We start from the raw sequence: 26131 nt of genomic DNA, 5'->3' as shown, positions 1-26131 counted from the left end.
CTCCACAGAACATCATTACACATTAAATTGCCCGCTTTCTGATGAATTCATTCAAGTTTCGTGATCGTCTACGCTTCTTTTTCACATAAAAAAAGCCGGCCCATTAGGCCCGCTTTTTGTCTCACGTTTGGTTTCTCTCTTCAACTGTCGAACGTTGCTTAGAATTCATACAGACACTCTCCTTCTTGGATTTGATTTTGAGCCCATAGCAATTTTTGATAATACTGGTTGGATTTCTGGTATTGTTGAGAGGTTTCTAAGGCTGTCGCAATTTCTAGTGAGATATCCTCTATATAAGAGTATAGGCTAAGTTTTTCCAAATAATCAATGGTTTTTTGCAGTTGTTCTTCATTGATTTCCTGAACATATAAAGCATCCAGATACTCAAACATATGACAGAACAGCTGGTCTTCATGCTTCTTTGCGGCCAATTTCCCATCCTCTAATATGCGCCTTGCTTCAGTCTGCTCATTTTGTCTAAAAAGCAGCTTGGCCAGTGTATAAAGTGTATGAGGCAGCGTGGGAAGCAGCTCTTTTTTGGCGAGGTCTGCCGATTCGGTTAAATATCGTTCTGCTTCTTCTCGATAACCTAACTCCCCATAACATTTCCCTAAATTATAGAGTGCTGAGCTATAAATGCGCGGGTGGTCAATTTCGGATGCGAGTTGTTTCGCCTTTTTCAAGTGAGGCAGTGCTCGATCTTTACGTTTTAAATCTTGATAATTTCCCGAGATGACAAAGAGGCACTGAATAATGCGAATGGAATATGCATCATGCTGATCGTATATTTCAAGCGCTTTTAAAATATGGTGCATGGAGACATGCGTTTGTTTCATTATATAGTAGGCTTCTGCTACTTTAAAATGAAACTCGGCCTGCTCAATATCATCAAATACCATAGATAGCTGTTTTTCTGCCATGCGATAATATTTGACGGCCTCCAAATATTCTTTTTGACTAAACTCATGCATGCCACGAAAAAATGCATGGTAATAATGCAGCATATCAGATAACTCATGATTGGAATTTTCGATTTTATCGACAAGGTTAGATACTGAGAAAGGTTGATATTTTGAAGGGTGTATATAGTCGAGCATAATTTGGTGCCGAAAACACATGAGCTGATAATAAATCAGTAAATGCTGGTCCTCTTCCATACGTTCAATTTCCGCTTCTACTTCCGCTTTCAAGATTTCCGCATCTGGAACACTGAACTGCCGTATCATTCGATACCATTCATTAATTTTCATACCGACATGTGAAGAAAGAACCTTCCCCATGTTCCGAAAAAACCCCTTCCTTTTCGGTCTAATATTACATATTTTAGCACGCTTCTAGACCGCCAAGCACCGCAAAGAAACCGCAAACATATGAGAGGTGCAGCAAAAACATACGCACAGAAGCACGTTTCTTTCAAATAAGATGATTTTTTCATCGTACAGACACAGACAATCCTTCCTTCACATACATTTGAGGATATAGGCAGCGGCCTAAACATGGTGGAGGTGAAAATCGTGGCAGGAGTATTTACAGCGATGGGATTGATGGTCAAAGAATTGGTGTTTTTAGTGTCCTATGTCAAAAACAATGCCTTTCCACAACCCCTTTCGGGAGATGATGAGAAAAAATACTTAGCCCTCATGGCAGAGGGCGATGAACACGCAAGAAACATGCTGATTGAACATAACCTTCGGCTCGTCGCCCATATTGTCAAGAAATTTGAAAATACCGGGGAAGACGCTGAAGACCTCATCTCCATCGGGACGATCGGACTCATTAAAGCCATCGAAAGCTATTCCTCTGGAAAAGGAACAAAGCTGGCAACTTATGCGGCGCGGTGTATTGAAAATGAAATTCTCATGCACTTACGCGCACTCAAAAAAACAAAAAAGGACGTCTCTCTGCATGACCCCATCGGTCAAGATAAAGAAGGCAACGAAATTTCATTAATTGACGTCTTAAAATCAGAAAATGAAGACGTGATTGATACCATTCAGCTCAACATGGAGCTTGAAAAAGTAAAAGAATATATCGACATTCTCGACGGCCGAGAAAAAGAAGTGATCGTCGGCCGATTCGGTTTGGACTTAAAGAAAGAGAAAACGCAGCGAGAAATAGCCAAGGAGCTCGGGATATCGCGGAGCTATGTGTCACGGATAGAGAAACGCGCGCTGATGAAGATGTTTCATGAGTTTTACCGGGCGGAGAAGGAGAAACGGAAGCGGGAGAAGGGGAAGTGATTTGAATTTTGTAAAAGAACCCTTCATGTTAGTGTGATAAAAAACAGACCATATGAGGTCTGTTTTTTATTTTTGCTCTATACTACTTTCCATCTGAATTTGGTTATAAGAATAGTTTCTAATCAATTGCCAATTAAATATCTAATTTATTTTCTAGTTTATACGCTTGATAAGCTTTATAACAAACTGCATCTAAGACTCTAAATCAGCTATATTTTAGAGATTATAAACCTGATTATGATACATTGAAAAAATGGCTAATTATTTTAATCAGTTGAGGAGATGTAGAAAAAGATATTAAACCCTGAAACAAAACTTTTCTTTAAAGATATAAAAGATGCAACCGATGATAAGATTGAGGAATTGTTTCAGTTTTGGTTGAATCTGATGTTTCCAAAATTAAGAGTATCAGACTTGTATTAGATTCACCATTCGACGAACATTTAAATAATGTTGCCGAAAAAAAGAATTAACAGTTGATTTAAAATAAATGCTCATTAAGAGTATTTATTTTTTACCCACATTCAGAACATACGTTCTTATTTTAAAGGAGTTGCTTAAGTTGGAACGCATTTTGCCAAAAAACACAACACACTTAGATGACTGGATCGAAGCATTCTATCATCAAATCAACATTAAAAATCCATCAGAACTTGATCTATTAGACATCGCCTACCGCTCCAATTTAAAAGTCGAATTCTTAAACATCAGCAGCCGGTACTATGCTGGAACTATTATCATTGATAATCGCCTTAGCCCTCAAGAACAGTGGCAAGATTTTGGTCATGAACTTTGTCATGCGCTTAGACATGAAGGAAATCAATTAATCATGCCCCCACTGTTTAGAGAGCTGCAGGAAATGCAGGCGAAGCGTTTTGCATATAAGTTTTGTATTCCCACTTTTATGCTTAGAAAAATAAAAGCTATTCAACCATATAATAATTTCACAAATGAAATAGCATCTCTTTTCAATGTTACATATAAATTCGCTACCGAACGCTTTGTGACTTTAAACCCATGCTATAAGTCATGAATTATTTCGTCTAATTTTGTCGAAAATCATCACTTCAACATTTTTTGTATTATAATGTTTCCTGTATTACTAAAATGTGTATATAGAAGGGTGTAGACAAATGAAAAAAGCTAAACTAATTTTATTCTTATGCTTTATGGCAGTTCTAACTGCTTGTGGTAACACTAACAGCTCAACTGAGCCGGCAAAAAAAGAAGAAACGAGTAAAGAGGCTTCAAAAGAATCAACACAAAAAGAGAATAAACCAACATCAGGACTTCTAACCAAAATTGGCCAATGGGATAAAGATAAAAATGGTTCAACACTAACTTTGAAAAAGATAAATAACAAACAAAAAGAAATAGATTTAAGTCCTATTAAGATGAAAATACACGATGTTAAAGTATTTGAATACAGTAATTTAGGTGAACAAGATAAAGAGCTTCTTTCTTATAATAATTTTGAAAAAGATAAATATCATAGAATACAAATCACTTATACGACTGAAAACACTTCCGATAAAGATGTTTTGTTTTCTGGTGTTGATGTTATTACCACTAATACAAAGAAACAAATCGAAGTCTATAAGACTAATTTGACTACGGATACAGGTGTTGGTTCTTTGTATGGTAAAGTCGAAAATGAAGGTATGGTTGTAGTTCCTTTACTGGTAGATGATGTTTCGGATTTGAGTTCAATCACACTTCACTTAAGTGATGTTTATCTAAATGACGAACCTGAATTATTGCATGATGGGGCAAAAGTGAAATTCGATTTTTAAATTCTGCACTCCCCTCTTGACATTAATAATGAAATCCTTATGCATTTACGCGCACTCAAAAAAACAAAAAAGGACGTCTCTTTGCATGACCCATCGGTCAGGATAAAGAAGGAAATGAAATTTCATTAATTGACGTCTTAAAATCAGAAAATGAAGACGTGATCGATACCATTCAGCTCAACATGGAGGTTGAAAAAGTAAAAGAATATATCGACATTCTCGACGGCCGGGAAAAAGAAGTCATCGTCGGCCGATTCGGTTTGGACTTAAAGAAAGAGAAAACGCAGCGGGAAATAGCCAAGGAGCTCGGCATATCAAGGAGTTATGTATCTCGGATAGAGAAACGCGCGCTGATGAAGATGTTTCATGAGTTTTACCGGGCGGAGAAGGAGAAACGGAAGCGGGAGAAGGGGAAGTGATTTGAAAGATATAAAAAAATCCATTCATTTTGGGTTGATAAAAAAACAGACCACATTAGGTCTGTTTTTTATTTTGACCATTCTTTGTTTCTTATATAAGACTGACCCTTATTAGATTTAAAAATACTCTAAAGGCTAAGAAATATCTGTTCACTCCATTGACTTCAATATCCCGTTTTCTTTTAAAAAACGCTCAAACAACTGATTTCCTTCATCTTCAATTTTGTCATCTTCAATGGAATACTCCCCAATCAACAGCCCTAAATCTTCATATTTTTCATAATGCTTTAAAAGCGTGATCCCATACCATGTATGATCAAAAAATAATAGCCATTTTCCTGTGTCTAAACTCTTAAAAAACATCCCTTCAATATCAACACCCTGTTCATAATAGCCAACATGTAGGTGCATCGTATCGTCTAAACTATGCATTTCATCCCCCTTAACACGTGTCTATCTGGTTCCCTCGTAAAAAATTTATAGATTTTGCTGAAAATCAATCGTCCTCAACTCCACCCATTCAACACTATCAGGATTTTGTTTTTAGAAAATGTTGAACGATTTCATAGGCTTGATGTCGATCGACGTAGCTGCATGAAGGTACATACAATGGTGCGCCTGCAACGACATGCTTGATTGTTTCTATCTTCTCTTCTTTTTTAAAAGGAACCAAAAAACCTGGATATCTCATAAGAAAAAAGCCATAAGGTTCATGATAAAAGAAAACAAGACTTTCCGTTTCCCAATCTTCATCCACTTCAATAGAAGATTCTCCATTCCCTTGTTTCCAATAGTCTTCATCCTTATGGAAGAAGATTTCTTTCATCCATTCTTCTCCCGGATTTTCCACTGGAGCACCGGTTGGTCCATAATACAAAAACATTCCATTCTCTCCTTCGACAACTATTGATTTCTCGTTCTCTTTCCTTCAAATGTGTAAAATGGATAAGTAAATGATGATTTATTCTGAAAGAATGCTTCTTAAATTCAATATTTTTTAATAGACCATTCATATTCAATTACTAAACTCCATTAATCTAAATTCTCCTTATTATGTTTCAACTCTTTATAAATAAATTAAATAAGTTTAAAGTTTTCATTTAACCAACTATAAAAATCTTAAACTCCTATGAAAAAACTTTAATTCTTTACTTTCAGACCGATTATAAAATTAAAGATACATTATCAATATTAAACAATATTTTTATTCTGAACAAAGGGGAATGACATGTACGATTTTTTCTTATTTATATTTTTTGTTAGCCTTATTTCCATAATAATTATTATTATATTGACCCTCATTGAAAGGACCAAAGAAAAAAATGAATTTGAAAAATTAAGCAAATCAGGAATCGATCAAATAGATGCTATGACAGGAAGAGAATTTGAAATCTATTTAAGCGTTCTATTTAGGAACCTAGGTTATAAAGTAAAATTAACTAAAGCTTCTGGTGACTACGGTGCTGATCTAATCTTGAAAAAATCTGGTTTGAGTATTGTAGTTCAAGCTAAAAGGTATAAAAAAAAAGTGGGGGTGAAATCTGTACAAGAAATCACTTCAGCAAGGTTTTATTATTCATCTGAATCATCATGGGTAGTTACTAATAATTATTTTACATCTCCAGCAATCGAATTAGCTGAAAAAACAGATGTTAAATTATTTGATAGAGATGATCTTGTTAACTTAATTTTAAAGTCAAAAGAATCAAACGAAAAAATAATTATTACCTATTGAATATTAACTAGATTAACTCTAAGAGGCATATATAATGGATCTAATTACTTCTTAAACAGAAAACAATTTCTATGTTCCGAAATTGTTTTCTCAATTAATTATCAATAAATTATTTTTTCTGTTCTTCCTTCCACTGCTCAAGCTCAGACACCGTCAATAATTGATATCCTTGTTTGGTGAGTTCTTTGATAATCGTGACGGCTGCGTTTGCTGAGGTGTCATAGATGTCGTGCATTAAGACCGTTTCACCGCTAGATGCATGGGCTAGAATGTAGTCCGCGACGTATTGGCTGTTTCGATATTTCCAGTCTTCAGGATCCACATCCCAAAGGGTCACTTTCATGTGAAGAGCTTCGTTGATTTGCCCGTTTGTCCCGCCATATGGCGGTCTAAAATGAGTCGGTGTGAACCCGCTCGCTTTTTCAATGATTTGTTGCGTGTCTTCTACTTGTTTGACCGCTTGTTTTAAGGGAAGTCTTGTGAGCAAAGGGTGGTTATAGGAGTGGTTTCCAATTTCATTTCCACCCTTTCTGATTTCACTTAACATATCGGGATAATACTGAACCCTGCTGCCTAATACAAAAAATGTAGCATGTCCTTTGTTCTCTTTTAATGCTGTTAAAATTTTTGAGGTCGTTGATGGATTGGGCCCATCATCAAATGTGAGTGCAATGGCTTTTTGATTTGGATGAAATGTGGATGGTTTTGGCAATTTCACAATCTTTCTTGTTGGAATCGGTTCTTTTTTCTCGTTTTTGTTCAATTCTTTCTTAATATATTCAGGTTTTAATATTCCTTTCAGCAGTGTTTTCTTAATCGCTAACACTTGAGGGCCTTGATGATTTGGAGCGATTTGTCCTCTTGGAAAGTAGAATTCAATAAAACGATCTTTGATGGCAAAATACTGATAGTTCTTCGCCTCAGGAGACGTTCCCCGTTTGAGCAGCGGCTGATTTTCAGCTAGCGTTCGATCTTTTTTTAATTCCTCAAAAGTCATATGAGATAATTTTTGAAAATTATCCTTCTTTGATAGAAAGATATCGTTGATTGATAAAAATGTCTGTTTCTTGAAATCAAAGTTCATCACCTTCGTTTGATTGACGCCTTGCTTTCCGCCCTTCACTTCATATGTATTGAATCTGATTGCGACGGTTTGCTTGGCATAATGAATGATCTCATAATCGATGTTTAACTCGTATCGTTTCTCTTCATTGACATCACTCGCTTGACTAAACGATGTTTTAAACTTTTCTAACGCGGTCTCTGCAAATCTTTTGATCTCCTGATCTAGTTTTTCTTGATGAAACAGCGGATAGTTGACAGCATATCTCATGAATTTCCCGTCATTCACAAGTGTGACAATTTCAACTTGTTTGTAGCTCGCATCTTGTTCTACTTTTTTTCTCTCTGTCCCGCTTGCTTGCTGGTTATGATAAAACGCAGCGATACCGATGACGATCGCAAGTATACACAGGACGAGACTGATCTTCCCTTTCATTGACACAATGATTCTCCTCTCGTGATACCGTCATGTCTAGATGGCGTGTGTTTGTAGGATAGACTTTCCGCAGCCCCTTTTTAGTTTGCAAAAAACACATTTGTCACATTTTCGACATATTTTACGAGAGACATATAAAAAGGGCTTGATTGCTCAGCCCTTATTTTTGCATATACAGTTGGAATAACTTTGTTTCTTCATCAATAGAGCGTGCCTGGTCAAAAGCTGCTCTGACTGTCTTTGAGTTGTTCACCAGCTCATACAGCATGGTGAGAACAAAAATAAATGACGCATTTCCATCAATGTAGTCATCGGGCGCTGTATAGGATATCGCCCCTGTTTCTAAAAAAGCTTCTGCCACCTTTTTTTCGCCTAGTGTACAGCCTGTACATATAATGTGGACTCCATTTAACGAAGCATACCGCTTTATGTCATCCGCACCAAAAGCAGCACCTCTCGGCTCACCCTCTTCGTATACATCTTCTCCTAACTCCGGCATGAGAAACGCTCCTTCTTCTCCGTGAAAGGATAAAAGAATGAAATCCGTCTCGCCTCTATTCCTCCCGGATAAAACATTAATCAGGTCATTCGGTCTGCCTATCCAATGCATATCGACTTTTGCGCCAAAGTTTTCAAGTGCTGCACGAAGCGCAAAGGATTCCAGCTCACTATTTGGTCCGGCTGCCAATGTGATGCGCATGACTGGCTGGCTCATTTATATCCCCTCCAAACGATGATAAACATAGCATCATTTTTTCCTCATCTACATATGCACCATTTATTTTTAGTGCTTTTTCCTCTACCGCATACGACTTAAATCCAACAGACATGTAAAGATATTTGGCTGGGTCATTTGTTGTGACCACTGTTAAATATATTTGTTCGATGTCTTTTTTTTCGCGTGCAAAAGAAAGTAATTTTGTCAGGAGCGCCTTCCCTATTCCTTTTCCGCGTCCATTAGCCGTTACATACATCGCTGCCACATTGGCACGGTGCTTTAATTTCTGCAAGGTTTCTTGTATGAGTGTAACCGAGCCGACCAGCTGACCTTGATGAAAGGCACCGAATGTCCACATAGATTGTGTAGAGGCAAAACGAGCCTTATATTTATTCTTCGTATCTAGCTTCTCTTCCTCGTAACTCATAGCAAAACTCTCTGGATTTAATCGGAGTGCTTCTAATCTCAAGTTCGCATATTCTTGAGCATCTTCTGGTGTTAACAATCGAATATTCAGAAAATCGCCTCCATCAGAATGAATTGATACTTCCAATTTTATCTTGAAAGAAGCTTTTGATCAAAGAATATTGGTTCATTTACATATAGCACATTTCTTATAGACTTTTAGGCTCTCTTTCGTTTTTGTGAAAACAAGGTCATTTTGATCATGTTCACTCGATATTTCCTATCCAAAACGATTCTTTTCTCACTTATCTTTTCACTTATTTTATATTAACCTATAACTAATTCATGAAAAAAAAAGAAAAAAAAGGATTGATATGAACAAAAACATATCATAAGATAGAATAGTAATAAAAAGACAAAAAAGGGAGGAATTTGATATGACAGAAACAAGAAATGAAATCAAACTACATGTTCTTTTTGGTGCTTTAGCAGTAGGATTCCTTATGCTAGCTCTTTTTTCCTTCTCGCTACAAGTACTGCCAGTTGCTGATCTAGCAAAAGAATTTGGTATTCCAGGCAGTGTTGCCGCTGTAGTTCTTAATGTGGTTGAAGCGGGTGGAGCTGTCACTACAATTGTCTCCATTTTAACTGCTGTAGGTTCAGGCGGTCTTTCTCTTATTGCTGCGGCTGGTAAAGAGACAATTCGTCAATACCTTAAAAACGAAATTAAGAAAAAAGGCCGTAAAGCCGTTATCGCTTGGTAATTTATTTAACGACTCAATAGAAGGAGACTCTGTTCTCCTTCTATTTAAATTTTTGTGCAGGTGAGAAGATGTTATATCCATTATTATCACTACTTCTATCCATTAGACTGGAGCAACAGTATTCTAATATCGCTCAGTTCGTTATACGAAAAATTCCATTTCTCAAGTCGTTTTCTTCAAAACAGTACATATTTTTTTCTTGTATTCTTGATATCATATTCGGATGCATGATTGTATTCGTGATTTCTTCATTTCTTTACTCCCCCGTCTATCAAATAGAATGGGAAAGTGCTTTTGTGATGTTTTTATTTTTATTTTCTATCGTCAAAGGAATTGAATCTTATAGAAGAACTCATCTTCTTCCTTTTAAAGAATTGATACAGCTAGCACCTGTTTCCTCTAGACAACTTTTTCAAACGCTTCTGTTTTCTGAATTGATTTGGCTTGTGTTTACGAGTTTGAGCACTTATTTGATCTATTTTTTGTTCCAATATGATATTGTTCAAACACACGATCTGGCATTCTGGTTAAAACATGTCAATGTGATGCTGACAAGTATCTTCCTATTTATCATCAGCAATAAGATATTCGGTGCTTATATTTATAACATCGTCGTAAAAAAAATCGGGGCCATTCGTGTCCTCTTTTTTGCAAGCATCGCTTTGCTTTTTTTCTTTTTCGGAAGGGTTCTCATATTAAACATCATTTTCCCTTTTTATCACACCTTCCAGCAACTATTTCAATCGATCTCATCGCTTGCAGAGGATTCGTTTTGGATCACTCTTTCAAACAAGCTGATCTCTTTATATCAACATGATCTTCAGCAAATGCATCATGCTTTATTTTCAGATGGCTCTGTTTTTCTACAATTTCAAGCCCTTTTTAATTCACCTATTACATTGATTGTTGTGATACTAGGTAGTGCGCTTGTCATGAGAAGTCCTGTTCGATGGATTCCAACGGAAAAAGATCAAGACCAAAGCTCAAAGCATTTTCGGGATTTATTTTATTGGTACTTTCAAGTACTGCATAAAATTCAGGGTTCGCTGTTTAGACAAAATGTGTTGATCCAAAAAGACATCAAGCTGCTGAAAGAAAAAAGGTGGCTCTTATCTAAAGAATTTTTTAATTATATGTTCATGTCATATGAAGCCTTCTTTTATATTGGTGTTTTTACCGGATTGATCTCGATCATCGATCATCAAGCCTTGCAAATTCAGCTGCTATTCACACTCAATATTATGATACTAGCGAATCAATCTTATGAGATGAGAATGCTGACACCTTCTATTTTCACTTTAAGTGCTGAAAAAAAGAACATTTGGCTTTACGAGCTTTCTCAAATATCTCTATTGCAGTTTTTCTTATCAAAAATCCAGTTATTTTATTGTTTATTTTCCATACCAGCACTCTGTTTACTATTCATTAATCTATCTATCATGACTGTGTATCAACTGTTTCATGTTCAGATGCTCATTCAACTGGTGGCATTAGGGATTGGCTTTTTCATTTTTCCTTTAATCCAACTGTACTTGTTTCCATTCACAACGAAATTCAATTTTATTCATGAGCATGAAATAGGGACAACAAATGAGGAACTAGAGATCATCGATAAAGGTCAGGCATTTGCCAGAAACTTTCTTGTGCTGCCTTTTATGTACTATTTGATTTTGACCTCTTTTCTCCCTATTTTGCAGCAGTCCTCAGGGCTCGTAAACGTGCTGTTCGCTATATATTTTGCGATCGTTTCAGTGATTTGCTGGATATTATGCCGCAAGACCATTTATAAAGGAATTGAGTATGTTGAAAAAAATAAGATATTTTCTATCGGAGAATAGATTGATTCTACGTCTCGGCTATCTTTACGCCGGTGTATTTATTGCAGCTTTGCTCATTGGAAGTCTCCTTCCTTATGATCAGATTCCTTATTTAAAAAAGGATGAAGACATGTTTTTTCTCTCTATTTTTTCAAACAATTTACAGGTTGGGCTTGCCATACTAGGTATCGGCGCTTTTACTGGCGGCATTATGTCTGCTGGCATTCTTTTTTATAATGGCTATATCATCGGAAAACTCATTCAGTTTTTGATAGCCCATCATGAAGTGAAGCAGTTATTCACTGGCCTCATGCCGCATGCTTTTGTTGAGATTCTTGGTTTGATCCTCTTTTCAATCGTCAGTGCTTTTCCATTCATTTATCTTTACCGGTTTATGAAAGGTAAGGCCATTGATGTAAGAAAGCTGACTCGTACTGTGGTTCAGTTAATCTTTTCCGCTGTAGTGCTCTTGTTGATTGCCTCTCTTTTAGAGGAATATGTTAGCCATGTACATCTATCTTAAAAGAAAGGAGAATGTGGTTCTATGGAGCTACTTCTACGCCCTAAACAATTTTTCAATCAACATCAATCGATCAAAACCATTGTAGGTCTTGTCTTACTATCTTTATTTGTTTCAACTGTTTTTTTAACATTTTTTATCATTGATTTGTTAGTAGAGGAGCCTTTATCTGCTGGAAAACAATTAGCCAGCATTGTGTTTATCTTTTTACTGACAATCCCGCTTTATTTCATATTAAATTTTCTCGGTACTGTCGTGACTTCGATTTATATGTACTTTTTTCATAAAACGTTTATTTTGCGCAAAATGTATTTTGTCATCTTGCTTTATAATGCGTTGCTTCTATTAGTGAATAGCGCAGCAATCTATTGTGTGATGGTACTCGATTTAGATCATTATTTTATCTTCATCCAAGCGGTTTCTTTTTTGATCAACTTGTACCTTTTACGCATCCTATATGATGGGATCATTTATTATGCTGAAGGATCAAAAAAAGCCGCCCTTGCGACCGTCATCTTGTATATGCTGGTGACCACTGTTTTTGTTATTGGAGGATTTATCAATGGCTAGTTTGCAAGTGTCTCAGCTATCTTTTCGTTATGAAACAACTGAAGAAAGCTCTCCCCTCCTTGATCAAGTATCCTTTCATCTGAAAGAAGGTGATCGTGCTTGTATTATCGGGAAAAACGGCAGCGGTAAATCGACACTTTTAAAGATCATCGCAGGTCTGCTTCCTTCAGTATCCGAAACGATTTTACTCAACGAACAGCATCATCCTGGGTCAGCTCTTTATAAAGGGTTGGTCGCGTACATCCCAGATAAGCCTTTGGTTTATGATGCGCTGACTGGTATCGAGCATATGAATCTTATACAGTCGCTATGGAAAATGAATCAGTCAGAAAAAGAGGTATACAAAAAGACCTTTCTCTCGCTTTGTGATGTATTTGATTTAACTCATGCACTTAAGATGCCTGTCAAACAATATTCACTAGGTATGAGATATAAGCTTTTCTTTAATTGTATGGCGGCCAGATCACCAGAGCTAATCATTCTTGATGAACCTTTTACATCTCTTGATGAGGCATCTCAAATGCAGTCTATTTCTTTATTAAAAGAAGAATTCTCTGATCAATGTGTTTTATTTACAAGCCATCAGCGCTACCTTTATTCAGAATTAGGAAATCGTTTTTTCGAGCTTGATCACGGACAACTAAATGAAATAGAGCGTTGAACATACAAAAGGCATCCCATCACAGGATGCCTCACTTCTTTTTACCATTAGACTACCACTTACAGCGTTTGACCGGGCGGCAGCAAGGATTCTTGATATCACTGCCACAGTCATATTCTTCCACAATATACTCATTTCGAGTAGATTGCGTCACAGGGTAGTAGTTTTCAATTCTTTTGATGTTTTTATTGACGTTTGTGATATGAGTTGGATGAATTTTTCTGATCGTTTGTACATTTGTTGTCGTGTTGACAATTTGACGTGTAGGGGATACAACCGTTTCAACTTCTCCATGATTCCCTCTGCGAGGCCCAAAGAAAAAATTGTCTAATCGATTCCGGCTCATCTCAACACCCCTTCAAGTTGTCTTTCACTTACACTCTATCGTATGTCAGAGGCACGATTAGTGATTAGATGCTTGTCTATTTTTGATAAAATCCGCTGGTGATCTAGTAGTCTCACCCTTTACAATAGGACAATTTTAACATATTATACAAATGATCTCTTGTGAAGGAAAGGACATTCATTGATGAAAACAAGACATAAGCTTTTTTCATTTTTCATTCTGCTTGTCGTGATGATCACCCTTCCCTTGCTGTCGCCTATGGTTTTTACAAATGCGACTGAAAGAGGAGCGATACGGCATGCCATTTATCAAGAAGGCTACCCTTACCAAAGCTATTTTGCTATTTTGCAAAAAAAGGACGATGTAGACCCTCAATATGGTCAGCTGTATGATGTGTATTGGCAGGCTTGGAAAAGTGAGACGGGAATGACGCCTTCCGTCTGTTATTCAAAAAAGGTAGAAGACCATGAATATAAGGTAAGCTGCGGAACTGCACCGTAACATTTTTCAATAACTTTAAAATAAGAGGTGAACGATTTGATCAACACAACACAAACCATCGAACGAAACAAACTGGACATTGCACTTGAACTGACGCAATTGCATTTGAATCGATATGAAGCAAATCATCCTGATCAGCTGAGTGAAATTTATGCGAAATATTATGCGCTTCTTGAAGTGCTGGACGTATCCTCACCTGATCAATTAATGGATTTACTGCCAGATGAACTGAAACAAATACTTGATTAAAAAAGCCATCTATCCACACAGGATAGATGGTTTCCTTTAGACTCGTGCAGCCATATCGGTTTCGATTTGTTCTAAGCTTCTTCCTTTTGTTTCGACTAAGACAAAGCGCGTGAACAACAGGCCAATTAAGCAGATGACCCCAAATGAGGAGAAAATCACGCCAAAGCTGAATTGGTCAGCTAAGATAGGGAAAACAAGGCCAACTGCTAATGATCCCGTCCAGTTAAAGGCAGAGGAAATACCTGCTCCAATACCCCTGACAGAAAGTGGGAAAATTTCACCGATGATAATCCATGTGATCGGTGCCCATGAGAAGGCATAGCACAAAATAAAGCAGCAAAGTGAAATCAATGTGACCCAGTTTAATATGCCTTCACTCACTCCGAGCGCACCTAATGCCGCTGGTGCAAAGAAAGACAGGGCCATCCCCGTTCCCCCAACTGTGAGAATCGTTCGGCGGTCGAACCGGTCGACGAATTGTAAAAAGATCACGGTCGTCACAACAAATATGACTCCAACAATGACGGTAAAACCTGCGGCAACTTGCGGAGCAAGACCTACATTTCTTGCGATACTCGTTGCATAATACACAATGGAGTTCGCACCCTGTATTTGCTGGAGTGTCGCCATTCCGACCCCAATAAAGAGAGCCATACGGAATTTCTTTTGAAATAATTCACGAATGCCTGAGCGTTCTTCTTTTGCCACTTCTAAAATTTCTTGCATTTCTGCTTCAATCTCTTCACGTGATGAACGAAGTGATCCTAATACTTCACGTGCCTTATGAGCCATTCCGTGTTTAATTAAATATCTAGGAGATTCAGGAAGTTTCAGCATGCCAATATAAAGCACGATCGCAAATAAAGCAGCACTTCCCAGCATCCAGCGCCAGCTGTCTGGAATTGGTTCAAACACAAATGCGACGATATAGCTAAGCAATAATCCACTCACAATCATCAGCTGATTCAGGCCGGACAATTTCCCGCGAATTTTAGCTGGCGCGATTTCAGACATGTAAGCAGGCACGAGCGATGAGGCTGTCCCTACAGCTGTTCCTAAGAAAATCCGGGCAATGGTTAATGAGATTTCTTCTGGTGCAATGGCTGAGCCAAGCGCACCGACAAAAAAGATAATCGATGACACCAAAATGAGCTTTCTGCGGCCAAACTTATCCCCCATCAGACCGCTTAAAATGGAACCAATGATCGCCCCGCCCATTAATGAAGAAACGACGATGCCAAGCCATAACGGGCTGAGCTGAAATTCTTCCTGAATGTGCCCTTCTGCCCCTGCGATAATACCAATATCATATCCAAATAAGATACCTGCAAAGGACCCGAAAAAGAAGATAAATTTACTTGATACTTTTTTCTCCAAGTGGATGACCCCCTCACTTAATAAACCGCTTTCATTTCTCCCTGCCATTCTACCTTTCACAGTAGAATGCATTTCACCCTTCTTTATAAAACCACATATTCTGCATTCACAAGCTTTGCAAAATGAACAATTTGATCAACCGTTAAATTGAGAGATACGACTGTATGATGACCTCCGCCGTGCTTAATCCATGCTTTGATGCCATCTTGAAAGTTCGGTTTGATTTTCCAGAGGACTCGTGCTACCGGTAATTGAGGTGCTGCTTCCTGCGGCTCAAAGGCTTCCACTTCTTGAATCAGCCATTTGAAATGTGTTCCAAAATCAGCAATGGAGACAACAACGCCCTCGCCTGCTTTTCCATCAAACACAAGACGTGCTGGGTCTTCCCGGTTTCCAATGCCTAGCGGAGACACGACAATGACAGGTTTTGTATGTGCAAGCGCTGGATCTACTTCTAGCATATGAGATTGCAGCACTGCTTCCTGACCAGCAGTCATTTCATATGTGTAATCTTCCATAAAACCAGTCGATTGATGATGGCTCATCACCTTTAATAAACGATCCAGTGCGGCGGTTTTCCAATCCCCTTCACCCGCAAAGCCATATCCCTTTGCCATCAGCCTCTGAACGGCTAAACCCGGAAGCTGCTTCATGCCATGTAAATCTTCAAAGTTTGTCGTAAAGGCATTGTAGCCGCCTTCATCTAAAAAACGTTTGATGGCAATTTCATATCGTGCCTGCACTTTCACACTTTGTTCCCATTCTTCTGTCGAATAGCTCCCATAATCCACGTCATATAACGTTAAGTACTCAGCAAACAGAGCATCAACTTCTGCTTCTTCCACAGCATTTACATAGTTCACAAGATCGCCAATTCCAAAGTAATCAACGGTCCATCCCAGCTGGATCTGCGCTTCAATTTTATCTCCTTCTGTCACCGCAACGTGGCGCATATTGTCACCAAACCGAGCCACTTTAATGTGGAAGCTCTCATGATAGGCAGCCGCAACGTCCATCCAATCAGCGATTTGCTGCTTCACCTCCTGCTTCGACCAATGACCTGCAACGATTTGGTTTTGCTTATTTAAACGTGCATTGATATAGCCGTACTCTCTGTCTCCATGTGCCGATTGATGGAGATTCATATAGTCCATATCAATCGTGTCCCACGGAATGTTTTCATAGTATTGCGTGACGAGATGCAAAAGAGGCTTTTGCAAAAGAGACGTACCACGTATCCACATTTTTGCTGGAGAAAACGTATGCATCCAAGTCATCACACCGATGACCTCATCACGATAGTTGACCTCTTTCATCAGCTGTGTGATTTGATCCGCACTGACCGCCAGTTCCTGCAGAATAATTGGATAAGGCAGCAAACCGCTCTCATTTAAGGCATCTGTTATCTTTTGCGCATCTGCCTTCACTTGCTTCAGTGCCTCGTCCCCATATAAGTGCTGTGACCCGACGACAAACCAACATTCTTTCTTCTGACTTGTTAACATAGAAATCCCTCTTTTCTTTATCTTGAAGGTTTTTGTCCGTAATACGCATGTGTTCCATGTTTTCTTAAATAATGTTTATCTAAAATCACCTGCGGAAGAGGCTCCGCATATTCGTTCAATTGCTTTGCAAACAGGTTCATTTTCGCTACTTCATCTAAAATGACACTGTTCGTTACCGCACTTTTCGCATCTTTTCCCCACGTAAAGGGACCATGACCTTGTAGCAAAATACCAGGAACCGCCATGATATCTATCTGTCTTTTCTCAAACGTTTCAATGATCAAGTGTCCTGTTTCCACCTCATACCCGCGATTCACCTCTTCTTCTGTGAGAAATCGAGCGCACGGAACAGGTCCGTAAAATGTATCTGCATGTGTTGTGCCCATTGCTGGTAAATCAAGTCCAGCTTGCGCCCATACCGTTGCCCACATTGAATGGCTATGTGAAATGCCGCCAATTTCCTCAAAGTGTTTGTAAAGAACAGCATGTGTGGCAGTATCGGAAGAAGGATTGAATTCTCCCTCGACCACTTGACCGTCAAAATCGACCACGACCATGTCTTTTGCTGATAATTTGTCATACGCTATGCCGCTCGGCTTAATGACAAACAGTCCACTGTCACGATCGCACGCACTGACATTGCCCCATGTAAATTTCACAAGTCCGTACTTTGGTAGATCTAGATTCGCTTGAAACACTTCTTCTTTTAACCGCTCTAACATACAGGTGCCGCTCCTTTCTGTGGCGTCAAATGTTCTACTGCCGCTTTTTCTATCGGGAGTCCTTTTTGATAGCGCTTTATAAATGCCTCAAAACCTTTAACATCCAGTGGATCAGGATCAATAAGCTCTTCTAATGTATGGGCAAATACTTGATGCTTGAGAAAATGGCTCAGTGTTTGCTGCTGGTGATTGAGCATATATGAAGCAAGGACAGCCATACCAAACGCCCCGCCTTCTCCCGCAGTTGATACGACGGATACAGGTGTCCCGAGTGCAGCAGCGACCATTTTTTGCCCAACTATCGGTGTTTTAAATAAACCGCCATGTCCTAGTAAGCGATCAATCTTGACTTGTTCATGTGCTTTTAACCGATCCATCCCAATTTTCATTGCGCCAAATGCAGAGAAGAGATGCGTCCGAATGAAATTAGCAAGGGTAAACCGGCTTTGAGGAGATCTAACAAAAAGAGGTCTTCCTTCTTTTAGTCTCGTAATATTTTCACCAGAATAATAGCCATAGCTTAAAAGCCCGCCCCCATCATGATCTGCTTCTAAAGCTTGATTTAATAGGGTTTCGTACATTCTTTCTGTTTCAACTGGCTGACCCATTGCTTCAAACGCTTCTCTGAATAGATTCATCCAAGCGTTAAGGTCACTTGTACAATTGTTGGCATGAACCATCGCGACTGGCAGGCCATCTGGTGTCGTGACAAGATCCACTTCTGGGTACACACCTTTTAGATGATGCTCTAACACAATCATGGCAAATACAGATGTCCCAACTGAAATATTCCCAGTTCTCTTTTCCACACTGTTTGTTGCGACCATTCCCGTTCCTGCATCACCCTCTGGTGGGCAAAAAGGGATACCTGGCTGCAACTGTTTGCCTTGGTCTAAAATCGCTGCTCCAGCTGCTGTTAACACACCAGCTTCTTCGCCTGCTAAATAGATGCGCGGCAAAAGATGACGAAGCTTCCACGGATAGCCTTTTTCTGCAATCAATGCTTCAAATTGATGAAGCATCACTTCGTTGTAATCCTTCGTTTTTTCATCAATGGGGAACATTCCCGACGCATCGCCAATTCCGATGGCCTGCTTCCCTGTTAGCAGCCAGTGAATGTAGCCGGACAAAGTGGTCACATACTCTAACCGGGACAGATGTTTTTCCTCTCCTAATATCGCTTGATATAAGTGAGCAATGCTCCATCTTTCTGGAATATGAAATTGGAATACATCCGTTAGCTTTTGACTCGCCTCGGTCGTTGTTCCATTCCGCCACGTTCGAAACGGGACGAGGACTTCTCCTGTATGATGACAGGCGACATAGCCATGCATCATCGCAGATATCCCGATGGAGCCAATGGTTTGAATCGTCACCCCATACAATTGTGCAGCCTGTTCTTTCATCTGACGGTATGCCACTTGAAGACCTGTAATGATCTCAATTAAGTTGTACGTCCATATTCCTTCTTGAAGAGAACTTTCCCATTCAAATGCACCTTGCGCAATTGGCTGAAACTCTTCATCTATTAAAATCGCTTTAATTCGTGTGGAACCAAATTCAATGCCCAAAGATGTCCTGCCTTCTCTAATGACTTTGGCCGTCTTTTCACGATTCATTTTGTTCACCTCCAAGATGATAGCGGTTTCAAATATCTTTTTCGTTTGATTCACCTTTACCTGTGCACAAAAATAATATAATATTTGTCCGTACATATGTCAATAATAAATATAGTTGTGCATACATAATTAGACAAAAACTTTCATGTTCTCTAAGGATTAGACGGTAGACACTGCAAGCGCCTGTTTTTGATTGAGCAACCATGTTAAAATATGTCCATACAAGTTCTTCTCAACCCGAGTAGAGGATCAACTGTGAAAGAAGTGAAACGATGAAAAAGAAGTACCAGATCATTATAGATGATATAAAAAGCAAAATACTGACAGGGGATTACCGGATCGGGGAGCGTATTCCAACCGAATCAAGCTTACAAGAGATGTATCAAGTAAGCAGACATACGGTGCGAAAAGCCATCTTGGAATTATCGAGTGAAGGTTTTTTAAGAAGTGAAAAAGGCTCAGGCACATTTGTCACCAATCAATATCAAACAAAACCTGCTGGACATGCTCATATGAAAACGATTGGCGTCATCACCACATACATATCCGATTACATTTTCCCGTCGATCATTCGGGGCATCGAAAGCCGATTAAATGAAGAGAACTATTCTTTGTTACTGGCGAGTACAAATAACGATGTGGAGCAGGAGAAAAAAGCGCTTGAAACGATGCTGTCCTTTGGTGTGGACGGATTAATTGTCGAACCGACAAAAAGCAACTTATATAATCCAAACATTTCGTACTACCTATCCTTTAAAGAACAGGATGTACCGCTTATTATGATCAATGCCTACTATGAGCAGTTAGAGGTTCCCTTCCTTTGTTTGGATGATGTGAAGTCCAGCTATTTAGCAACAAAGGAGCTGATCACCTCTGGACATCAGCACATTGGACTGATTTCAAAAACAGATGATTTACAAGGAAAATATCGAATGAAAGGCTATATTCAGGCACTTGGTGAAGCGAAGCTCAATTTCCTACCAGAGCATGTTCTTTTTTTCGATACAGAATCGAAGCAGTATTTGGGGGATCATATCAAAACCTTTTTACAAGCACACCAGCATGAGCTAACCGCCCTTGTTTGCTATAACGATGAAGTCGGGTTAGAAGTAGCAAATGTATGTAGTGAAATGGGTTTATCTATTCCAGATGATCTTTCCATTATTGGACAGGATAACTCGTATATTGCCCAAAAAAATGCCCATGTGAAACTGACAACGCTGACACACCCTCAAGAGCAAATGGGACGAGATGCGGCAGACTGGATGATTAAAAAAGTACAAGGGAAAAAGAATCTCCCTGATCAAACATTTTATGAGCCTGAACTCGTTCCTGGTGAAACGATTAAAGCGCTGAACGCAAGAAAAAATGAGCCCTCTTCATAGGAGGCTCATTTGGCTTTAGGCTCTTGTTCAAGCATATTCATCACGTCATAGGCAATTCGGTCGGGAGAATCTTGTGTGATACGATTGCGATAGTTAGACAAGACGACCACTCCTGTTTTTGAATGCGGGCGGAAGCCCATGAAGCTGGAGAAACCAGAAGTTGCACCATTATGGCAAATCAATCCCGTATCATCTATGACCCACCCAAGTCCCATTGACATGTTTTTCCCTATCTTCACCTTTGGCTCGTGGGTCATTTTCCATGGAGAAACGACGTCTGCATTCATATGTGCAGAGAGAAATGAAAGCAAATCCGTGATCGTCGAACGAATCGCACCAGCCCCTTGATAGTCATGCATCTGAAGCGGAGGAACCTCTTTTCCATTCTCTTGATGACCGAGGATCATCTTCTCTTTGACGTCCCCCTTGATCGTAATCAAGGTGTTCGATAGTTTCAGCTCATCCACGATATATTCAGTCAGCAGCTCTTCATATGTTTTGTGAAGAGACCATCCCATGATCAACCCGAGGAGTCCCATCCCTACATTGGAGTAACGAGATGGGTATTCCTTTCGCTCATTCCATTTTTTCGAGTGTAACACTTTCATTAATTCATCAAGGGAGTATTGACAGTACATATCTCTTCTCACTTTTGGAAGGAACCTTAGTTGTAAATCTCTGAGAAAACGATGTGAAGGAAGTCCAGACGTATGGGTTGCCAGCTGTTCCAATTGGATAGGGTGATTCTTTCTTATTTCGGGACAATACAGTGAAATGGAATCGTCTAGCTTCATCTGCCCTTTTTGAATCATGCTTGCTAATATACTTGTCGTAAAGACTTTTGAAATAGAGCCGATTTCAAAAATGACCTCCTCAGGCTGCACGCGCTGCTGTATGGGGTGATCTCCGAAATGAAAAACGTGTCTTTCTCCTTGATGAATCAGTCCGATCACAAGCAGTGCCTGTTTCTTTTTCTCCGTATAAGAAGAGGCAATTCGCTGTACTTCTTGTTTGAGCATCATCAATGGATCATCATCCTTCCCCTTCATTTTGATCTACAATCAATTGATCAAGCTTTGTATAAATGGATGTCAATGTGTTGATCTCTTCGAGGCTTAATTTTGAATAGTATTTTTCAATGATCGCAAGTTCTATCTTTCTCATATTCTCCAAGTACGTCTTTGCCTTTTCAGAAAGTTCAACGTGCAATTCCCGACGATTTTGCGGGTTGATGCTGCGGCGAACCCATTCTTTTTTTTCAAGCGTGTTTAACAACTGGCTCACAGCACTTTGGGTGATACCTAGTTGCTGAGCAATCTGAATAGGTGAGCTCCCCCTTTTCGCTCTACGAAATCAAGGACAATGTGCTGTTTATCAGTTAACTCATCTACAAATAACTCTTCAAACTCTAATCGGAGCTTTTGATGGATGCGCGCTTCGATTTGGTTTAATTCTTGGATCATCGTTGTTTTGGATGTCACTGTCATCACCTTCATAATTAAGATAACTTAAGTATAAAGGTATGTTAATTATTAATCAACAAAAATCCCTATCTTTTATCAAAGATAGGGAAAATGCCGATTATAATTCTTCTTTAGGTGAAGGTACTGCACATACGCCATCTGCACATGCTTCTTCAAATGAAGCATCAGCCGCTTTCTCCGTTTGCACTGCCTCTTCTGTCCAAGCCGTTTCAAGGGCACGAAGGAACGTATCTGCTGGCTGTGCACCAGCAACCGAATATTTGTCATTGATCAAGAAAAAAGGCACAGCAGAAATCCCGAGCTGTCTTGCTTCTTTTTCGTCTTCTCGCACAGCGTCTGCAAATTCTTGCCCGTCTAGAACCTTTTGTACTTCGTTCTGATCAAGGCCTGCTTTTTCTGCGATATCTAAAAGGGTTTGACGATCACCAACATGCTTTCCATCTGTAAAATACGCTTGAAACAGCTCACTCATGACGAGATCGCCTTTTCCCATTTTTCCAGCATATTGTGCAAGCTGGTGGGCATCAAAGGTGTTTGTCAAAACGAGTGGATCGAATTGAAAATCGATTCCTTTCTCCTTGCCCGCCTGTTTCACCTGTTCATTCATTGCGATGGCCCGGCTACGGCTCATGCCATATTTTTTGACAAGCATATCATGCACATCATAATCCACTGCAACAGGTGCATTCGGATCAAGCTCAAAGCTTTTAAACTCTACTTCTACCTGTTCTTTATGAGGGAATTGCTCAAGCGCTGTTTCCAACTGTTTTTTTCCTATATAACAAAAAGGACAGGCGATATCTGACCAAATTTGCACTTTCATCTTCATCTTCCTTCCGTTGCTTACGTTTTTTCTTTCAAGATGTAACTATTATAGTTACATCTTATCGTTTATGTCAAGTGATCCTTCTTTTTAAGTACCATTTATTAAAAAAACCTTTCCTTCAAAAAAGGAAAGGTTTTCATCACGGCTATTCTAAGTTCGCATGGTGACCGTACATTTTATGGGTGTCGAGCTCTTTCATTTCCATCAATCTCAAGATGATCGCATCGTACATAAGAAGCAAAGTTTGCTCAAATAATGAGCCCATCGGCTGAATCGTATGATGGTTTCCTTCATGTTGATCCTTTGGCGCACCTGACAGTAAGATGACTTCATCCGATAGATCAGCTATAGGTGACTCAGCTGAAAGTGTGAACGACGCTACGCTTCCGCCAATCGCCCTTGCCTTTTTCGCGAGCACAAGCAGCGTCTCTGTTCGGCCAGAACCGCTCCCTACAATCAATAAATCCTCAGATGTAAAAGCAGGCGTATTCGTTTCACCGATCACATAAGCTTCGACACCAATATGCGTGAGTCTCATCGCAAACGATTTTCCCATCAAACCAGACCTGCCAGCCCCTGCGACGAAGACCTTTCGAGCCGCTAAAATGCTTTTGACAAGCTGCTCTGCTTGTTCGTCTTGAATCGCGGGCGAGTGCTCAGAAAGCTCGCTTAGAATCGCTCTCACATAGTCACTTGTTTTCATGATTGTGCAATCAACTGCTTCATTTGCGCAGCCACTTCTGCTTTATTGTCTTGGCTCGCAATGCCGCCGCCGACAATAATCAAATCTGGATTTAATTTGACGACTTCAGGTAACGTATCAAGCTTAATACCGCCTGCAATCGCTGTTTTTGCCTGTTTGACCACTTGTTTAATGGTCATGAGGTCAGCAAATGAGTTTTGACCAACCGCTTGCAGGTCATAACCTGTGTGCACACAAATATAATCTACCCCAAGCTCATCAAGCTCTTTCGCGCGGCCGGCGATATCTTTGATACCAATCATATCGACTAAAATTTGTTTCCCTCTTGCTTTTGCTTCCTTTACCGCTCCTTGAATGGACATATCTTCTGCCGCCGCAAGAATGGTCACAATATCCGCTCCAGCCTCGGATGCCTGCTGCACTTCATACCCGGCAGCATCCATAATTTTGAGATCCGCCAGCACACGTAAATTCGGAAACGCCTGTTTAACTTCTTTTACAGCACGAAGTCCTTCGTTGATCACAACAGGTGTCCCAATTTCCACCACATCAATAGACGCTTCTACTTCTTTGATCAGCTCGATCGCTTCTGGTATATTCACTAAATCTAAGGCTAATTGTAATTTCATGAACGTTCACTCCCGTTTTTTCATCTCATCTTCAAGAGCTCCGTGAATAGGGCTTCTTGAACGATGAAATGAGTATAACAACAGGATGGAAGCAATCCAAGTACGCACTTTTTTTTTACATACTATACTTTTTCGCATATGGTTACAAAAAAGACACTGTCTTTTCGACCAGTATCTAAACGTACTGACAAATCCTCGCATTCGGTGTCAAGTCTGTGTTGTGATGCCGCTCCAGTACTCGTCCTTCCTAGACTGCAAAGGTTTTCAAGTCACGCTGAAAAGAAAACAAAGAGCTAAAATAAAATGATTTTAGCTCTTTGTCTACATCTATCGTCTTTCTATTTATCATCCTTTAAAAAATTGCTGTCGAGATATTGTTTTCCCCAATCATACATCGCCTCTAAAATTGGCATTAAGCTTTCTCCAAGTTCTGTGAGAGAGTACTCAACCTTTGGCGGAACGACGGGATAAACCTCCCGGTGCACAATGTGATCTTCCTCTAATTCTCTTAGCTGATTGACAAGCATTCTTTGCGTAATCCCAGGCATTAACGACTTTAACTCACCAAACCGTTTTGTCCCTTCTCTGCCAAGGTGCCATAAGATCAGCATTTTCCACTTCCCGCCAATAATATTCAGCGTCAGCTCTTTTTCGCAATTGAACACTTTATTTTCCATTCTTGATGACAACGACATACACTCCTTTAATCTCAAACCACTTTATCATATACTGCGGCAAAATGGATTGCCCTAGCATACAGTCTTTATTATTGATTTTGTTTTTTGACGAAAGCCATCACAGCCTTTGTCATCTCTTGCGCTTCTTTTGGCGCTCTGTCAGATCCAAACCATTTATTTAAATCACTGTGGCTCAGCGAATGAACCCGAAACACAAACCGTGAGCCTTTCTCATGATTCAGTTTTTCTGCAAATCGGTACACCTCAGGATTTTCCCAGCCTGTGACCAAATAAACAGGCGGTACATTCGTTTGATTCATATAAGTGACCGGTGATGCTTTTGTCCAGTTTTCCTCTTGTTTGCCAAAGACTTTTTTGTACGATGGAATGGCTTGTATAAATTGATTGATGTTTAACGGTCCATCTAAAATCACGATAGAATTGATCGTTTTTGGCGACAGCCCCACACGTTTTAAGTAAGTCGAATCTGTAGCAACCAATGCCGTCAAATGACCGCCCGCTGAGTGACCCATGACATTGATTTTTGACGAATCGATTTGATATTCATCTGCATGATCCTTGACCCATTTAATAGCGCTTGCCGTATCATCTGCCATCTGCTCGAAGTTGGCATCAGGGTGAAGCCTGTAATTCATTGAAACAAACACATACCCTTGACCCGTAAAATAATCGGCCTTTGAAGCGACTCTATTCTTATCGCCGCCTGTCCAGCCGCCGCCATGGAGATAGATCATGACTGGATGCTTCTTCTTTTTGTCTTCATCTTTTCCCTTTGGCATATATATATCCAGTGTTTGCTGTTTGTTTTGTGTGTCTGCATAATGGATGTTCGTCGTCGGCTTAGGCTGGTTGAAACGGAACACAAAGAATGCGCATACCAATAATCCAGCGATGACCGCCGCAAATAAGAGCCATTTCATGATTCGATTCAATGTCATTGCACCTTT

General features: G+C 39.6%; 30 protein-coding genes and 2 pseudogenes. 13 read left to right on the top strand and 19 right to left on the bottom strand.

Going from position 1 to position 26131, the window contains the following annotated elements:
* Positions 1 to 158: 158 nt before the first annotated feature.
* On the bottom strand, positions 159 to 1280 hold the full coding sequence (locus KFQ09_RS16930; protein WP_007501361.1) for a response regulator aspartate phosphatase: 1122 nt from the start codon (positions 1278 to 1280) through the stop codon (positions 159 to 161).
* A gap of 231 nt (positions 1281 to 1511) precedes the next feature.
* Between KFQ09_RS16930 and sigK the strand changes: the two genes are divergently transcribed.
* The 4 genes and pseudogenes from sigK to KFQ09_RS16910 form a co-directional block, all read left to right on the top strand.
* Positions 1512 to 2240 carry an RNA polymerase sporulation sigma factor SigK gene (gene sigK / locus KFQ09_RS16925; RefSeq protein WP_058014952.1) on the top strand — a complete coding sequence of 243 codons (729 nt, stop codon included), beginning with the start codon at positions 1512 to 1514 and terminating at the stop codon, positions 2238 to 2240.
* 562 nt (positions 2241 to 2802) lie between these two features.
* Positions 2803 to 3273: an ImmA/IrrE family metallo-endopeptidase gene (locus KFQ09_RS16920; protein WP_048003095.1), complete on the top strand. Its 471-nt coding sequence runs from the start codon at positions 2803 to 2805 to the stop codon at positions 3271 to 3273.
* Positions 3274 to 3373: 100 nt separating this feature from the next.
* On the top strand, positions 3374 to 4033 hold the full coding sequence (locus KFQ09_RS16915; RefSeq protein ID WP_048003094.1) for a hypothetical protein: 660 nt from the start codon (positions 3374 to 3376) through the stop codon (positions 4031 to 4033).
* A 21-nt stretch (positions 4034 to 4054) separates the two neighbouring features.
* A pseudogene (locus KFQ09_RS16910) lies at positions 4055 to 4452 on the top strand (sigma-70 family RNA polymerase sigma factor); the annotation flags it as partial.
* A gap of 150 nt (positions 4453 to 4602) precedes the next feature.
* Here the strand turns inward: KFQ09_RS16910 and KFQ09_RS16905 are convergent.
* Both KFQ09_RS16905 and KFQ09_RS16900 read right to left on the bottom strand, forming a co-directional pair.
* Positions 4603 to 4884 (bottom strand): DUF3986 family protein, encoded by a 282-nt coding sequence (locus tag KFQ09_RS16905; RefSeq protein WP_048003093.1) that lies wholly within the window; start codon positions 4882 to 4884, stop codon positions 4603 to 4605.
* 45 nt (positions 4885 to 4929) lie between these two features.
* Positions 4930 to 5335, bottom strand: a pseudogene (locus KFQ09_RS16900) (hypothetical protein).
* Between the two features lie 345 nt (positions 5336 to 5680).
* On the opposite strand from KFQ09_RS16900, the gene KFQ09_RS16895 reads away from it, so the two are divergent.
* Positions 5681 to 6187, top strand: coding sequence for a restriction endonuclease (locus tag KFQ09_RS16895; RefSeq protein ID WP_048003091.1), 507 nt, complete (start codon positions 5681 to 5683; stop codon positions 6185 to 6187).
* A 109-nt stretch (positions 6188 to 6296) separates the two neighbouring features.
* Here the strand turns inward: KFQ09_RS16895 and KFQ09_RS16890 are convergent, their stop codons facing one another.
* The 3 genes from KFQ09_RS16890 to KFQ09_RS16880 form a co-directional block, all read right to left on the bottom strand.
* On the bottom strand, positions 6297 to 7691 hold the full coding sequence (locus tag KFQ09_RS16890; protein ID WP_255835838.1) for a polysaccharide deacetylase family protein: 1395 nt from the start codon (positions 7689 to 7691) through the stop codon (positions 6297 to 6299).
* A 154-nt stretch (positions 7692 to 7845) separates the two neighbouring features.
* On the bottom strand, positions 7846 to 8400 hold the full coding sequence (locus KFQ09_RS16885; protein WP_017358048.1) for a hypothetical protein: 555 nt from the start codon (positions 8398 to 8400) through the stop codon (positions 7846 to 7848).
* On the bottom strand, positions 8354 to 8956 hold the full coding sequence (locus KFQ09_RS16880; RefSeq protein ID WP_017358049.1) for a GNAT family N-acetyltransferase: 603 nt from the start codon (positions 8954 to 8956) through the stop codon (positions 8354 to 8356). Before KFQ09_RS16880 ends, KFQ09_RS16885 begins: the two co-directional genes overlap by 47 nt.
* A 289-nt stretch (positions 8957 to 9245) precedes the next feature.
* On the opposite strand from KFQ09_RS16880, the gene KFQ09_RS16875 reads away from it, so the two are divergent.
* From KFQ09_RS16875 to KFQ09_RS16855, 5 genes are all read left to right on the top strand, one after another.
* Positions 9246 to 9572, top strand: coding sequence for an uberolysin/carnocyclin family circular bacteriocin (locus tag KFQ09_RS16875; protein WP_017358050.1), 327 nt, complete (start codon positions 9246 to 9248; stop codon positions 9570 to 9572).
* Between the two features lie 299 nt (positions 9573 to 9871).
* The gene (locus tag KFQ09_RS16870; RefSeq protein ID WP_255835837.1) at positions 9872 to 11410 is read left to right on the top strand and encodes a hypothetical protein; all 1539 of its coding nucleotides are present in this window, start codon (positions 9872 to 9874) and stop codon (positions 11408 to 11410) included.
* Between the two features lies 1 nt (position 11411).
* Positions 11412 to 11912: a stage II sporulation protein M gene (locus KFQ09_RS16865; RefSeq protein WP_035390893.1), complete on the top strand. Its 501-nt coding sequence runs from the start codon at positions 11412 to 11414 to the stop codon at positions 11910 to 11912.
* Positions 11913 to 11933: 21 nt separating this feature from the next.
* Positions 11934 to 12479, top strand: coding sequence for a hypothetical protein (locus tag KFQ09_RS16860; protein ID WP_035390894.1), 546 nt, complete (start codon positions 11934 to 11936; stop codon positions 12477 to 12479).
* A complete protein-coding gene (locus tag KFQ09_RS16855; RefSeq protein WP_035390895.1) occupies positions 12472 to 13140 on the top strand; it encodes an ABC transporter ATP-binding protein in 669 nt (222 codons plus the stop codon). Before KFQ09_RS16860 ends, KFQ09_RS16855 begins: the two co-directional genes overlap by 8 nt.
* A gap of 52 nt (positions 13141 to 13192) precedes the next feature.
* Here the strand turns inward: KFQ09_RS16855 and KFQ09_RS16850 are convergent, their stop codons facing one another.
* Positions 13193 to 13486, bottom strand: coding sequence for a CotD family spore coat protein (locus KFQ09_RS16850; RefSeq protein WP_017358055.1), 294 nt, complete (start codon positions 13484 to 13486; stop codon positions 13193 to 13195).
* Between the two features lie 183 nt (positions 13487 to 13669).
* On the opposite strand from KFQ09_RS16850, the gene KFQ09_RS16845 reads away from it, so the two are divergent.
* Both KFQ09_RS16845 and KFQ09_RS16840 read left to right on the top strand, forming a co-directional pair.
* Positions 13670 to 13987 carry a hypothetical protein gene (locus KFQ09_RS16845; RefSeq protein ID WP_025207665.1) on the top strand — a complete coding sequence of 106 codons (318 nt, stop codon included), beginning with the start codon at positions 13670 to 13672 and terminating at the stop codon, positions 13985 to 13987.
* A gap of 36 nt (positions 13988 to 14023) precedes the next feature.
* Positions 14024 to 14236 carry a hypothetical protein gene (locus KFQ09_RS16840; RefSeq protein WP_017367657.1) on the top strand — a complete coding sequence of 71 codons (213 nt, stop codon included), beginning with the start codon at positions 14024 to 14026 and terminating at the stop codon, positions 14234 to 14236.
* Positions 14237 to 14272: 36 nt separating this feature from the next.
* Here KFQ09_RS16840 and KFQ09_RS16835 read toward each other — a convergent pair whose 3' ends face one another.
* From KFQ09_RS16835 to KFQ09_RS16820, 4 genes are all read right to left on the bottom strand, one after another.
* Entirely contained in the window at positions 14273 to 15613 is a 1341-nt protein-coding gene (locus KFQ09_RS16835; RefSeq protein ID WP_007501378.1) for a sugar porter family MFS transporter, read from the bottom strand.
* Between the two features lie 83 nt (positions 15614 to 15696).
* Entirely contained in the window at positions 15697 to 17118 is a 1422-nt protein-coding gene (gene araA, locus KFQ09_RS16830; protein ID WP_017358057.1) for an L-arabinose isomerase, read from the bottom strand.
* A 17-nt stretch (positions 17119 to 17135) separates the two neighbouring features.
* The gene (locus KFQ09_RS16825; RefSeq protein ID WP_017358058.1) at positions 17136 to 17840 is read right to left on the bottom strand and encodes an L-ribulose-5-phosphate 4-epimerase; all 705 of its coding nucleotides are present in this window, start codon (positions 17838 to 17840) and stop codon (positions 17136 to 17138) included.
* Positions 17834 to 19459, bottom strand: coding sequence for a xylulokinase (locus KFQ09_RS16820; protein WP_255835836.1), 1626 nt, complete (start codon positions 19457 to 19459; stop codon positions 17834 to 17836). The genes KFQ09_RS16825 and KFQ09_RS16820 overlap by 7 nt, the downstream gene beginning before the upstream one ends.
* Before the next feature lie 272 nt (positions 19460 to 19731).
* On the opposite strand from KFQ09_RS16820, the gene KFQ09_RS16815 reads away from it, so the two are divergent.
* Positions 19732 to 20844 (top strand): GntR family transcriptional regulator, encoded by a 1113-nt coding sequence (locus tag KFQ09_RS16815; protein WP_255835835.1) that lies wholly within the window; start codon positions 19732 to 19734, stop codon positions 20842 to 20844.
* Positions 20845 to 20849: 5 nt separating this feature from the next.
* Here KFQ09_RS16815 and KFQ09_RS16810 read toward each other — a convergent pair whose 3' ends face one another.
* The 8 genes from KFQ09_RS16810 to KFQ09_RS16775 all read right to left on the bottom strand — a co-directional run bounded on the left by KFQ09_RS16810 (position 20850) and on the right by KFQ09_RS16775 (position 26122).
* Positions 20850 to 21866, bottom strand: a complete 1017-nt coding sequence (locus KFQ09_RS16810; RefSeq protein WP_255836252.1) for a serine hydrolase domain-containing protein — start codon at positions 21864 to 21866, stop codon at positions 20850 to 20852.
* 10 nt (positions 21867 to 21876) lie between these two features.
* Positions 21877 to 22119 carry a MarR family winged helix-turn-helix transcriptional regulator gene (locus KFQ09_RS16805; RefSeq protein WP_370648305.1) on the bottom strand — a complete coding sequence of 81 codons (243 nt, stop codon included), beginning with the start codon at positions 22117 to 22119 and terminating at the stop codon, positions 21877 to 21879.
* Between the two features lie 26 nt (positions 22120 to 22145).
* Complete coding sequence (locus KFQ09_RS16800; RefSeq protein ID WP_255835834.1) at positions 22146 to 22325, bottom strand: hypothetical protein; 180 nt, start codon at positions 22323 to 22325, stop codon at positions 22146 to 22148.
* Between the two features lie 100 nt (positions 22326 to 22425).
* The gene (locus KFQ09_RS16795) at positions 22426 to 23151 is read right to left on the bottom strand and encodes a DsbA family oxidoreductase (RefSeq protein WP_255835833.1); all 726 of its coding nucleotides are present in this window, start codon (positions 23149 to 23151) and stop codon (positions 22426 to 22428) included.
* A 148-nt stretch (positions 23152 to 23299) separates the two neighbouring features.
* Positions 23300 to 23857: a 6-phospho-3-hexuloisomerase gene (hxlB, locus tag KFQ09_RS16790; RefSeq protein WP_072368046.1), complete on the bottom strand. Its 558-nt coding sequence runs from the start codon at positions 23855 to 23857 to the stop codon at positions 23300 to 23302.
* Positions 23854 to 24486, bottom strand: a complete 633-nt coding sequence (gene hxlA, locus KFQ09_RS16785) for a 3-hexulose-6-phosphate synthase (RefSeq protein WP_024718772.1) — start codon at positions 24484 to 24486, stop codon at positions 23854 to 23856. The genes hxlB and hxlA overlap by 4 nt, the downstream gene beginning before the upstream one ends.
* A 338-nt stretch (positions 24487 to 24824) precedes the next feature.
* The gene (locus KFQ09_RS16780; protein WP_012010675.1) at positions 24825 to 25181 is read right to left on the bottom strand and encodes a transcriptional activator HxlR; all 357 of its coding nucleotides are present in this window, start codon (positions 25179 to 25181) and stop codon (positions 24825 to 24827) included.
* Between the two features lie 71 nt (positions 25182 to 25252).
* Positions 25253 to 26122 (bottom strand): alpha/beta hydrolase, encoded by an 870-nt coding sequence (locus KFQ09_RS16775; protein ID WP_035390910.1) that lies wholly within the window; start codon positions 26120 to 26122, stop codon positions 25253 to 25255.
* Between the last annotated feature and the right edge of the window lie 9 nt (positions 26123 to 26131).

Origin of the sequence: Bacillus sp. FS02 (assembly GCF_024398395.1) — a bacterium.
Lineage (GTDB): Bacteria > Bacillota > Bacilli > Bacillales > Bacillaceae > Bacillus > Bacillus altitudinis.
This window is presented reverse-complemented; position numbering and strand designations above follow the sequence as displayed.

Coding starts and splice junctions, on each gene's coding strand:
- KFQ09_RS16860 (WP_035390894.1), top strand. CDS start 11,934: ATGGAGCTACTTCTACGCCCTAAACAATTTTTCAATCAACATCAATCG.
- KFQ09_RS16820 (WP_255835836.1), bottom strand. CDS start 19,459: ATGAATCGTGAAAAGACGGCCAAAGTCATTAGAGAAGGCAGGACATCT.
- araA (WP_017358057.1), bottom strand. CDS start 17,118: ATGTTAACAAGTCAGAAGAAAGAATGTTGGTTTGTCGTCGGGTCACAG.
- KFQ09_RS16815 (WP_255835835.1), top strand. CDS start 19,732: ATGAAAAAGAAGTACCAGATCATTATAGATGATATAAAAAGCAAAATA.
- KFQ09_RS16825 (WP_017358058.1), bottom strand. CDS start 17,840: ATGTTAGAGCGGTTAAAAGAAGAAGTGTTTCAAGCGAATCTAGATCTA.
- KFQ09_RS16775 (WP_035390910.1), bottom strand. CDS start 26,122: ATGACATTGAATCGAATCATGAAATGGCTCTTATTTGCGGCGGTCATC.
- KFQ09_RS16870 (WP_255835837.1), top strand. CDS start 9,872: ATGTTTTTATTTTTATTTTCTATCGTCAAAGGAATTGAATCTTATAGA.
- KFQ09_RS16795 (WP_255835833.1), bottom strand. CDS start 23,151: ATGAAAGTGCAAATTTGGTCAGATATCGCCTGTCCTTTTTGTTATATA.
- hxlA (WP_024718772.1), bottom strand. CDS start 24,486: ATGAAATTACAATTAGCCTTAGATTTAGTGAATATACCAGAAGCGATC.
- KFQ09_RS16915 (WP_048003094.1), top strand. CDS start 3,374: ATGAAAAAAGCTAAACTAATTTTATTCTTATGCTTTATGGCAGTTCTA.
- KFQ09_RS16850 (WP_017358055.1), bottom strand. CDS start 13,486: ATGAGCCGGAATCGATTAGACAATTTTTTCTTTGGGCCTCGCAGAGGG.
- KFQ09_RS16930 (WP_007501361.1), bottom strand. CDS start 1,280: ATGGGGAAGGTTCTTTCTTCACATGTCGGTATGAAAATTAATGAATGG.
- KFQ09_RS16845 (WP_025207665.1), top strand. CDS start 13,670: ATGAAAACAAGACATAAGCTTTTTTCATTTTTCATTCTGCTTGTCGTG.
- KFQ09_RS16855 (WP_035390895.1), top strand. CDS start 12,472: ATGGCTAGTTTGCAAGTGTCTCAGCTATCTTTTCGTTATGAAACAACT.
- KFQ09_RS16875 (WP_017358050.1), top strand. CDS start 9,246: ATGACAGAAACAAGAAATGAAATCAAACTACATGTTCTTTTTGGTGCT.
- KFQ09_RS16895 (WP_048003091.1), top strand. CDS start 5,681: ATGTACGATTTTTTCTTATTTATATTTTTTGTTAGCCTTATTTCCATA.
- hxlB (WP_072368046.1), bottom strand. CDS start 23,857: ATGAAAACAAGTGACTATGTGAGAGCGATTCTAAGCGAGCTTTCTGAG.
- KFQ09_RS16905 (WP_048003093.1), bottom strand. CDS start 4,884: ATGCATAGTTTAGACGATACGATGCACCTACATGTTGGCTATTATGAA.
- KFQ09_RS16810 (WP_255836252.1), bottom strand. CDS start 21,866: ATGATGCTCAAACAAGAAGTACAGCGAATTGCCTCTTCTTATACGGAG.
- KFQ09_RS16780 (WP_012010675.1), bottom strand. CDS start 25,181: ATGTCGTTGTCATCAAGAATGGAAAATAAAGTGTTCAATTGCGAAAAA.
- KFQ09_RS16885 (WP_017358048.1), bottom strand. CDS start 8,400: ATGAGCCAGCCAGTCATGCGCATCACATTGGCAGCCGGACCAAATAGT.